This window comes from Cyanobacteriota bacterium, assembly GCA_025054735.1.
In the GTDB taxonomy this organism is placed as follows: domain Bacteria; phylum Cyanobacteriota; class Cyanobacteriia; order SKYG9; family SKYG9; genus SKYG9.
The window spans coordinates 1-4,226 of sequence record JANWZG010000356.1; the positions used below are offsets into that span (position 1 = coordinate 1).

5 protein-coding genes are annotated in these 4,226 nt (G+C 48.1%); 4 read left to right on the forward strand and 1 reads right to left on the reverse strand.

The window, feature by feature from the left end; translation table 11 throughout:
* The coding region (locus tag NZ772_14860; protein MCS6814833.1) for an ATP-dependent metallopeptidase FtsH/Yme1/Tma family protein at positions 1 to 966 on the reverse strand (966 nt) is incomplete at its 3' end.
* Between the two features lie 659 nt (positions 967 to 1,625).
* Here NZ772_14860 and NZ772_14865 point away from each other — a divergent pair.
* The 4 genes from NZ772_14865 to NZ772_14880 all read left to right on the forward strand — a co-directional run.
* Positions 1,626 to 2,687, forward strand: a complete 1,062-nt coding sequence (locus NZ772_14865; protein MCS6814834.1) for a ParM/StbA family protein — start codon at positions 1,626 to 1,628, stop codon at positions 2,685 to 2,687.
* Between the two features lie 5 nt (positions 2,688 to 2,692).
* Positions 2,693 to 3,616, forward strand: coding sequence for a hypothetical protein (locus NZ772_14870; protein ID MCS6814835.1), 924 nt, complete (start codon positions 2,693 to 2,695; stop codon positions 3,614 to 3,616).
* 12 nt (positions 3,617 to 3,628) lie between these two features.
* A complete protein-coding gene (locus NZ772_14875; protein ID MCS6814836.1) occupies positions 3,629 to 3,988 on the forward strand; it encodes a translation initiation factor in 360 nt (119 codons plus the stop codon).
* Positions 3,989 to 4,041: 53 nt separating this feature from the next.
* On the forward strand, positions 4,042 to 4,226 hold a 185-nt coding region (locus tag NZ772_14880; protein ID MCS6814837.1), incomplete at its 3' end, for a PadR family transcriptional regulator.

Here is a 4,226-nt window from a genome sequence, read left to right on the forward strand (position 1 = left end):
GTCAGGACGGTTGGTAGCGGCGATGATAATGATGCCAGTATTGCCCTCGAACCCATCCATCTCGGTCAACAACTGATTTAGGGTCTGCTCTCGCTCGTCATTCCCCCCACCAATGCCAGCACCTCGCTGTCGCCCAACTGCATCAATCTCATCGATGAAAATAATGCAAGGGGCATTTTCCTTAGCCTTACGGAACAGATCTCGAACTCGCGATGCACCCACGCCCACAAACATTTCTACAAACTCAGATCCAGAAATGGAGAAAAAGGGTACACCAGCCTCACCCGCGATCGCCTTGGCTAGCATCGTCTTGCCTGTACCGGGGGGGCCAACCAAGAGCACTCCCTTAGGAATACGTGCGCCAACAGCCGTGAAGCGCTCTGGCTTCTTCAAAAATGTGACAACCTCTTGCAGCTCCTCTTTAGCTTCCTCGACACCAGCGACATCATCAAACATGACACCAGTCTTCGCTTCCATTTGAAAGCGTGCTCGAGATTTGCCAAAGTTCATAGCTTGCCCAGGCCCACCAGGCACATTGCTGGAGCGTCGGAACAAGAAAAATAAGCCCACAATCAGAAGCACTGGAAAAACGAGATTGCCGACTAAATTCCAGATGGCTGCATCGTTGCGGGGCGGGTGAGAGTCAAAATTAATGTGCTGAGCCTTCAACCTAGAAATCACCTCTGGGGTAGTTCCAGGCAAGTCAACCCGCAACCGCTGTAATCGATTATCTAGATCAGGATCTATCGCTTCTACGATCGCTGTACGACCACCGTCGTAAAAGTCTACACTGCGCACCCGATGAGCATCAAGATATTCCAAGAAGCGCCCATAGGTCATGCGAGTTGCCGCAGCGTTGCGACTAGTGTCGCCAGCATTGGATGAGAACGCTCCCTGCCATAGAAAAAAACCAACCACCAGTATCGGCAACGTCCAAAGTAGAACTGTTTTCCAGGACAACTTCATGAACTTCTACACTCTCCTAAAAATAAGTAATGTGATGTCAAGTAATGTGATGTCTGCAACCGCAGCTAGTCTCAACTGAGTTATTAAAGTGTTCTTCTCTTTGCAAGAATTGGCTGCGCTGATGCTGTCGAGTACCCAGAGAAAGCACCACGCTTGCAGGCTGAATCCCATGGCCTAGACAGTCAACCCATGCAGCCCCTATACAGGTCTGCGCAGGGCAACTGGCCCCACAATCTAGTCTAATGCCTCCAAAGGCAGCAACCAAAATTGACAAACATCAACGTCATACCATTGAATCTTAACTAAATTTAACAGAATTATCAGGATTTCTAACCAAATCTGATGAAGTGGGGAGCACAATCGCAGTCTAGACTTGCGATGATTCTATGCTAGATGGCTTTAGTCTGATAAAGCCTATGCGAATTTCTATTTTTCAGATAAGCTCTTATTCCAGAGTTCGCTAACAACGATTGTTGCTCACGCCTTCACCATTTTTCTTCACTACTTTTGTCAGTGAATCCTAGTCAGCGAATCCTGTTGCCTCTGATAGGATAATGCTGAACCAACTCGACGTTGAGTTTTGTCTCATGACGGCTGAATTACCACTAGGTACTAGGCATAATACTTGTGAACTAAATTGAAGGCTGATATAAACCCCAATGACAGCGAAACAATCCCCCGTTCCCTCTGGCGCAATGCCAATCCTTAGCGTTGATTTAGGGCGCACGTCTATTAAAGCTTGTGTCAGCCGCGATCAAGCTGGGGTTGTTCTGATTCCTGCAAATGTTGCCCATCTCACAGTTGAACAGGTGCGGCGAGGTGGTTTTGAATCTCGATTGACAGATCCCTTGTTGGACATTTGGTTAGAGTATCAGGGCAAGGGATATGCAATTGGTCAAATGGCCGCTGATTTTGGTGCTGACTTGGGCATAGGTAAGTCGAAGGTTGAGGATGCTCTCTATAAGGTATTTGCCTGTATCGGCTACTTTCGATTAAAGGGCGACATAGCTGTGGTGTTGGGGTTACCCTATCAGTCCCAAGAGCAGTTTGATCGTGAAAAGGAGCAACTGATTAGTACAATCCGATCGCCCCATGTCATGTTCTATCGCGGTGAACCTGTCTCAGTAAACGTCAAACAGGTATGGGTTGTACCTGAAGGTTACGGTAGTTTGATTTGGTGTGAAGCCTCTGAAAAGGACATCCCTGGCCTCAGCTTCTTGAATATGTCTGTGGCAGTTGTGGACATTGGCCATCAAACCACCGACTTCCTGATGGTTGATCGCTTCCGATTTGCACGAGGTGCCTCCCAAAGTGAGCCATTTGCAATGAACAAGTTCTATGAGCAAGTTGCATCCCAAATCAAAGGTGCAGATAGTCAATCCCTGTTACTGATGGAAGCTGTTAACCGTCCATCAGGACAGCGCTTCTATCGTCCTCGTGGGGCAACTCGTCCAGCTAACCTAGATGACATTATTCCTAGCTTGCGCCAGAGCTTTGCCAGAGATTTGTGCGATCGCTTAATTGAATGGTTGCCTGAGCGGGTCACAGATGTAATTGTGGCTGGTGGTGGTGGTGAATTTTTCTGGGAAGATTTGCAGCAACTCTTGAAAGAGGCACAACTGCGAGTGCACTTAGCAAGCCCTTGTCGGCAAGCAAATGCACTAGGTCAATATATTTATGGTGAAATCCAGATGGCAGGTAGTCAATCTAGCAGGGCGTAACTCCTATGGCAACAACTTCTAAGAAGACTTCAAAGTCTGTTGCGTTTACAACGGATGAAGCTGATAAAGCGCTTTTAAGGGAAATTGAAACATTGCTTGCACAGGGAGAATATGCTAGCTTCAGCGACCTGTGTAAGGATGCGCTAGAGCAGTTTTTCTTTCCTGAAACAGCTCCGGCTGCTACTGACGCTGGTATGGATGTCCCACTGGTGCAGGTGCATAGCCAGCTAGAGCAAGTGAGTGCCGCTACGAGCGAAATTCTAGCTCAGCTTCGGCAGCAAGCATCTGTTTTGGAACAAGCTGGCGACAGCGATCTTAGCAAGCTAGAGAGCCAGATCACTAAGCTGTCTCAGCAACTCAAGCAAGTCGATACTCGGACTGCCCAAACACTGACGCAAATTCAGCGCCAAATTACTGATTTGGAACAACAAGCTGGAACAACAGCAGCACCAGAGCTAGATATTGATTGGGATGGACAATTTGCAGCAATCACAGAAAGGATTGAACGGGTAGAAGCTCGCGTAGCTAAGGTGTTAAAAGAGTTGCAACAGCGATCGTCTGAGTCGGCAACGACTGAGGTAGACACTGAAGCTATTGAAGCAGCCATTACTCGTCACGTTAGGCCGCTGTTAGATCGGATTGGTGCTCTAGAGAAGAAGACTGACGATCGCTTTCAGCAAATCCAGCAAGCGCTAACGGCTGCTGAGGAAGCCGCTGCCGACCGGGAAGAGCAATATCTTACCCAACTAGAAGAGCAGTTTGCTCGTTTGGCTGAGCAGTTGATGCCATCTGAACCGGAACCATTACCGGAATCAGCACCAGAGCAACTATCGATTCCCGAACCGCAGGTGCCTTTGCCAAGGCAAACTGCGTCTTCATCGGACGACCCACTACTTAGCCGACTCAGCGTATTGATTGAAGACTTTTAGGAATAGGCTACAATGGCAACCCCAAACAAGAGGCCAATAGAGTCTGCTAACGATCGTATCGTCTATCGAGAGTTTGGTACTGATAGTGTGTCAGCAGCAACAGAGCAGAAATCATTGCCGGTTTTACCTCGGCAGCAAACCCTGCGCATTCGAGTAGAGCGCAAGGGCCGAGGTGGCAAGACGGTTTCTGTGATTGAAGGCCTGCAATTACCCTCTGCTTCTCTAGCAATACTGCTCAAACAACTGAAAAGCCACTGTGGAAGTGGAGGCACAGCTAAGGATGGAACAATAGAACTGCAAGGTGACCACCGACAAAAACTGGCTCTCTGGCTAGAGCAACGAGGGTACGTCGTTAAGCTAAGTGGAAAATAGCATCCTGCTGAATTAAAAATAGAATATATTCAAGAAAGTGAATATGCGATCGTATGGCTCTATCACATGCTTTACTGTCATTGCTGCTGCATCAGCCGAGCAGTGGCTATGATCTAGCGAAGCAATTTGATTGTTCAGTAGAAGGCTCAGTTGGCTTTTTTTGGGGTGCCAGTCATCAGCAGATCTATCGAGAGCTAACTCGACTAGAAGAGCAGGGATGGCTGCGCTCGGAAACTAT